5 protein-coding genes and 1 tRNA gene are annotated in these 6,000 nt (G+C 63.3%); 2 read left to right on the forward strand and 4 right to left on the reverse strand.

The genetic code is table 11. The features are described from left to right. The first annotated feature begins 125 nt into the window (after window positions 1-125). Window positions 126-202, forward strand: a tRNA-His gene (locus tag EN949_RS15025). Window positions 203-615: 413 nt separating this feature from the next. Here EN949_RS15025 and lhgO read toward each other — a convergent pair. Both lhgO and EN949_RS15040 read right to left on the reverse strand, forming a co-directional pair. Continuing rightward, window positions 616-1,806 (reverse strand): L-2-hydroxyglutarate oxidase, encoded by a 1,191-nt coding sequence (gene lhgO / locus EN949_RS15035; RefSeq protein WP_199489664.1) that lies wholly within the window; start codon window positions 1,804-1,806, stop codon window positions 616-618. A 26-nt stretch (window positions 1,807-1,832) separates the two neighbouring features. Beyond that, complete coding sequence (locus EN949_RS15040; protein ID WP_063170078.1) at window positions 1,833-2,519, reverse strand: ATP-binding cassette domain-containing protein; 687 nt, start codon at window positions 2,517-2,519, stop codon at window positions 1,833-1,835. An 81-nt stretch (window positions 2,520-2,600) separates the two neighbouring features. Between EN949_RS15040 and EN949_RS15045 the strand changes: the two genes are divergently transcribed. Further along, window positions 2,601-3,947: an FAD-binding oxidoreductase gene (locus EN949_RS15045; RefSeq protein WP_063170079.1), complete on the forward strand. Its 1,347-nt coding sequence runs from the start codon at window positions 2,601-2,603 to the stop codon at window positions 3,945-3,947. Window positions 3,948-4,003: 56 nt separating this feature from the next. Here the strand turns inward: EN949_RS15045 and EN949_RS15050 are convergent, their stop codons facing one another. Then, complete coding sequence (locus tag EN949_RS15050; RefSeq protein ID WP_032898842.1) at window positions 4,004-5,272, reverse strand: D-tagatose-bisphosphate aldolase, class II, non-catalytic subunit; 1,269 nt, start codon at window positions 5,270-5,272, stop codon at window positions 4,004-4,006. Beyond that, window positions 5,272-6,000 (reverse strand): sugar kinase (locus EN949_RS15055; RefSeq protein WP_164782501.1); only part of this gene is annotated, 729 nt, incomplete at its 5' end. The genes EN949_RS15055 and EN949_RS15050, both read right to left, overlap by 1 nt.

A 6,000-nucleotide genomic window follows, 5' to 3' on the forward strand; every position in this document is an offset into this window, starting at 1 on the left:
GCCGATGTGGGGAAGTGACCTTTGCTTTCCAAAAGCCTTGAATTAGAATCCATAAGCCCGTAAGGACGCATCGCCGAACGACAGAGCGGCGGATGAGTTTCTGTTTCGATCCGCTCAGGCAACGTGCCGTTGTAGCTCAGATGGTTAGAGCGCCGGATTGTGGATCCGGAGGTCGCTGGTTCGATCCCAGCCAACGGTACCATAAATAGAGACATAATTTCAAAGACTTAAAGGCTTCTGGTTAGCTAGGCTGGCTTGGGTGTCGGTGCGTCTTATGGACGTGTACCATTCTGGTGCCATAGGGAGGCCGTCCAGCTATGACGGTCGACAAAATGGCGGTCAGCCGGGAGCGAACCCTGCCAATGACGTCAGCCGTCGTTTCGCCTGAGATCTTTGCGCAGCCAAAAAAGCCGTCGTCCACACGGAACCTTTGCTTGCGGAAACCGCAGGCCAAGTTGCTACCCTCTCGCCGGGAGCGGCATTGCTGGCCTGGTGGTGCGCCGATCTGGTTCCGACGCAAAAGCTGCGTTGGCCGCGGCCGGTGCCCTAATTCCCTTCTTGGCCAAGGCAGATACTCCAGCGTTCAGTTGGGCTCCAGTGCGTACCGCCTCATTTTCAGCAGCCCTGTATGAGGCGATCTCGAATCATCTCTGCAATCGGGATCGCCGAGGTGGCGGCGGGGGAAGGCGCGTTGCAGACGTGCAGCATGCGGTCCGTTTGTGCGAACAGGAAATCATGGATGAGGGCACCGTCCTTGCGCACGGCTTGCGCGCGGATGCCTGCTTCGTGCGGGAGCAGGTCGGCGAGCTTGAGGCTCGGACAGTATTTCCGGCACTCCTTCAGATAGCCTGGCTTCCAGAGCGAGTTGCGGAGTTCCGTTACCGCAGATCCGCGGTTGGCGAACACGGTTTTCCAGAAGCCGGGAAACAGCGCGTAGTCGGCCATGTCCGAAACATTGAACGAAAGCCGTGGATAGCCTTCGCGGGCAAAACCGATAACGGCATTCGGCCCGACCGTGACGCTGCCGTCGATCATCCGCGTCAGGTGCACGCCAAGGAAGGGCAGGGCTGGATCCGGGACGGGATAGATCAGATGGCGGACAATGTCGTTCTTCGATGCGGGAAGGCGATAGTATTCGCCGCGGAAGGGAACGATGCGATGCTCGATCGAAAGCCCGGCGAGCACGGCCAGCCGGTCTGATTGGAGACCGCCGCAGACCACCAGTTTTTTCGCCTGCCAGTTTTCGCCGGCCGACGCGATATCGACGGAATCGATGACTTCGCGAATGCCGGTGACGCGCGTCGACAGGCGGATCTCGCCGCCAAGCGCCCTGATGCGCCGCCCCATGGCTTGGCAGACATCGGCATAGCTGACGATGCCGGTCGAGGCCACGAAAAGCGCGCCGAGACCGCGGATGTTCGGTTCCCGCTCCTTCAATTCACCCTCGCTGACGCGCCGGACTTCGATCGTGTTCTGCTTCGAGCGTTCGTGGAGCGCCTCCATGCGCTGCACTTCGAGTGCGGAGGTGGCGACGAGCAGTTTGCCGCAGACATCGAAGCGGATGCCGTTCTCCTGGCAGAAGGCCTTGGTGGCATCCGCGCCCTTGCGGCAGAGCTCGGCCTTCAGGCTGCCTGGCGGATAGTAGATGCCGGCATGGATGACACCACTGTTGTGGCCGGTCTGGTGCTTGCCGAGAGCCTCCTCTTTTTCCAACAGGATCAGGCTGCAGCCGGGATATGTTTCCAGCAGCCGCATGGCCGTCGCCAGGCCGACGATGCCGCCGCCGATGACGCAGTAGTCGAAAATCATTGTTGTAGCCCTTGCCTGCCCGATTATGCGTGCGCCGTCTGACGATCGCCATAGTCGAAATAGGCCTTTTCCAGCGCATGCCCGTCGGCAAGCTCGCTTGCCGAACCCTCCAGCGCGTTATGGCCGTTGCGCGGCACGTAGACGCGGGAAGCGAGGTCGAGAATGCGAGCGGTGGACCGTTCGACGACGAGCAGGGTCAGCCCGCTGGCGTTAAGCTGGCGGAGGCTTTCGTAGACCTGGTCGATCACCAGCGGCGCAAGGCCAAGCGACGGTTCATCGATCATCATCAGCGACGGGCGCTGCAGGATGGCGCGGGCGATGGCAAGCTGCTGCTGCTCGCCGCCGGAAAGGTGGCCGGCAACGCCGCGGTAGCGGGTCCTGAGGATCGGAAGATTTCCAGAACCCGTTCCCAGATCGGCGGCCGCTTCGGCCTTGTCCTTGCGGATCATGCCGCCGAGCAGCAGGTTTTCCCGCACCGTCAGTGTCCGGAAGATACTGCGGCCTTCCGACACCAGTGCCAGGCCCTTCCGGCATAGCTTTTCCGGCGCCTGGCCGGCGATCGACTCGCTGTTGAAGGCAAGCGTGCCCCCGGTCGGCGCCATGGCCCGGAAATTGATTTCAGAAGCGTGGATTTGCCGGCGCCGCGATCTGGCCTCGTCGTTCCCGGCAAGCAGCAGCTGACGATCAATCTCCTCGCGTGGTATCGACATCTCACGGCGGCCAGATATCGCTGCCCTGATATCAAGTGTGTAGACCGGACGCCGCTGCGGAATGCCAAAGGATAGTGCTCTTTGACAATCTTCCCCTTCACTGAAGCCACCCCGATCCAGTTCCAGCAGCCCCTGCCGAGGACCTCGGACGTCGTGATCATCGGCGGCGGGGTCATTGGCGTGACCACGGCACTGTTCCTGGCGCGGCGGAACGTCTCGGTGACGCTGCTGGAAAAGGGACGCATCGCCGCCGAGCAATCCTCGCGCAACTGGGGCTGGATCCGGCAGCAGGGCCGCGATGCCGACGAACTGCCGATCGTCATCGAAGCGCAGCGCCTCTGGCGGCAACTGGCACAGGAATGTGGCGAGGACATAGGACTGAAGCAGACGGGCGTTACCTATCTTGCGCGAACAGACAAGGAGATGGCCGGCTTCGCGAAATTCCTGAAGATCGCCCAGGCTCATGGCGTCGACACGCGTCTCCTCGACCAGGGTGAGCTGGCAAGCCTGATCCCGGCCATGTCGCGACTGTTCAAAGGCGCAATGATCACTCCATCGGACATGCGGGCAGAACCTTGGGTCGCCGTGCCCGCGCTTGCTCGCCTGGCGGCCCGCGAAGGCGCGACGATCATCGAGAATTGCGCGGCACGTATGCTCGACATCTCCGCGGGACGCATCAGTGGCGTCTGGACCGAGAAAGGGCTCATCGCGGCCTCGAGCGTCCTCGTCGCCAGCGGCGCGTGGACGTCGCTGTTCCTGCGCGCCCACGGCATCTCGATTCCGCAGCTCAGCGTCAGGGCGACTGTCGCTGCGACAGCGCCGATGGCGGAAATCCACGCCGGTGCCGCCGCGGACGAACGCATCGCTTTCCGGCGCAGGCAGGATGGCGGGTACACGCTCGCATCGGGAGGCAGCAGCCAACTCTACATAGGGCCGGACGCATTTCGCCATGCAGGCAAATATGTCAGCGCCCTGATGGCCAATCCGTTCGGCACACGCTACCTGCCGGCCGCGCCGCGAGGCTACCCGGACGGCTGGTCGACCCCGCGCAGCTGGAACGCGGATGAAGAAAGCCCTTTCGAACGGATGCGCGTCCTCAATCCGGCTCCCGAGACGTCGGCGCTCCGCGCCATCGACGGCGGGTTCAGGGAGCTTTTCCCTCAGTTCACGACCGTACCGCTCAAGGCGAGCTGGGCGGGCATGATCGATGCGATGCCTGATGTCGTGCCCATCGTCGATCGCGCCGCTGCGTTCCCAGGCCTCGTTGTCGCGACCGGGATGAGCGGCCACGGCTTCGGCATAGGACCCGGAATGGGCCGCATCCTGTCCGATTTGATCCAGGGCAACGAGACCGGGCACAATCTCCACAGGTTCCGTCAATCCCGTTTCAGCGACGGCAGCCCGATCCGATTGGGACCATCGCTGTAAGTATTTCTGCCGCCCGCCAGCCCATCCGCTCTGGCCTTGAAGAACCGGACGAGGGCTCAGGTGCCGCATGCCCGGGCGTAGATCTCGATGCTTCGCTGGACGTGATCGATCGCGATCTCCTCGACGTCGCAGCCGCGGGCGGCCCAAGCGAGCGCCGAAGGCAGGTGCTGGAGAAACAGCGTCACCGGCACCTTGCGGCCCTTCAACGCGTCGAAGAGCCGGTCGCAGGCGGCACGGGCTTGCGGGGTCGCCCAATAATATCGGATGCGATCGGAATAGGAGTAGTGGCGCAGCGTCCGCTTGTCGGCATCGCTGCCATGATAGTGGCTTGCCCAGTTCTTGGGCGCGGCTTGCATCAGCTCTTCCATGGCCTGATAAAGCGGCCGCTGGCCATAGAAAGGCACCAGATCGGAAGCGATCAGGTCGAGCGCGTACAGCGCCTCGCGCAGTTTGAAGGTCAGCTCGGGGCCGACCTTGAGGATGGCGAAGCCATCTTCGACGAGTTCACGCAGCGGCCTCTCGCCCTGATAGTCCGTCGAATGCGCTTCGAAAATGAGCGACGGCAATGTGTTCAGAGTTGCCGCCAGATCGCTGGCCTTGGTCCGATCGTAAAAAATCACATTCTGGTTGCCGAACTCCACGCCCGGCTGCACGACAAGCCCGATGACGCGGGAAAACGCGCTTTCAAGCCCGGCGGCCTGGAATGCTTTGGCGTGAATGGCATGTGTCTGGCGAGCCGCCTCCGGACTGGTCGGGGTGATCGCATCCAAAGCGTGATCGGCGCCACCGGGAGGCGGCACCTCCGTCCCGATGATGTAGACCGGGCTTGCCCCGCCGCTCTGCGCGGCCGCCTGTTCCGCGACGCCCGCCATTCTGGCTGCGCGCTCGGCCACCGTATGGTCGTCTAGCGTCGCCGGTTCACCCGCGCAGCCCATCGATGCATCGAGATGGATCTTGCGGAAGCCGGCGCGGACATAAGCATCGACCATTGTCCCGGCCTGCGCCATCGCCTCCTCGGCGGGCCGGTCTTTCCAGGGATTGGGACCGAGATGATCCCCGCCAAGCACGATCAGCTCTGTCGGGCACTGCTCGACTGCCGCGAGCGCTTTCACCATCGCCGCGAAATCGGACGGCGTCATGCCCGTATAACCGCCCAGATGATTGACCTGGTTGCACGTCGCTTCGATCAGGACGGTGGTGCCGGTTTCCCGGCCGTGGCGCAGTGCAGCTTTGAGCACCAGGGGGTGCGCCGAGCACACCGAGGTTACCCCGATTTTCTTTCCTTCCCTGTGCAGGCCCGGCACATCTTCGATCGCCACACGCATCAGCTTCTTCTCGCCGTTCTTGCCATGAAATCTTCCAGTTCGGCCCGCGTGCCGGCTCCCTCCATGGGGCCGAGGCGTGTGACGTTGCGCGCCCCTGCCGCATTGGCGAATTCGAGCGAAGTCCGCAGCGGCATCCCCAACCGCCGGCATGCGACATAGGCTCCGCCGAAACAGTCGCCGGCGCCGGTGGGGTCCGTTTCCTCGACGATGAGGCCGGGACAATCGGCACTGGCGCCCGTGCTTTGACGGGCTGACGCGCCATGTTCGCCACGCTTCACGGCGATCTCCTTGACCCCTCGTTTGAACAGCGCCTCGATTGCGCGTTCCTCGCCATCCATGCCGGCGGCCAGGAACAATTCATTGCCCGACGGCAGCAGCAGGTCCGCTTTGTCCACCAGGCTCGCGAATTTCTCCTCGGTCTGGCCGTGCGCCAGCAATTCCTTGCGCAGGTTCGGATCGAGCGACATGGTGCCGCCGCGTGCCTTGATCAGCGGGATCGCGCGTTCGGTGATTGCCCAGGCTGCGGGGCTTGCGAACACCGTTCCCATGACGTGGATATGCCCGCAACGTGCGATCAGCGCCTCGACGTGCGGGGTCCATTCCAGTCGAGCGGCGGCGGATTTGGCGATGTTGTAGACGAAATCGCGGCTTCCGTCCGTGCGGTAGCGGACAAAGGCGCTGCCCGTCGGATAATCCGCGGAAACAGCGATGGCGGAAGTGTCTACGCC

The organism is Mesorhizobium sp. M7A.F.Ca.US.007.01.2.1, assembly GCF_003998165.1.
GTDB lineage: Bacteria > Pseudomonadota > Alphaproteobacteria > Rhizobiales > Rhizobiaceae > Mesorhizobium > Mesorhizobium ciceri.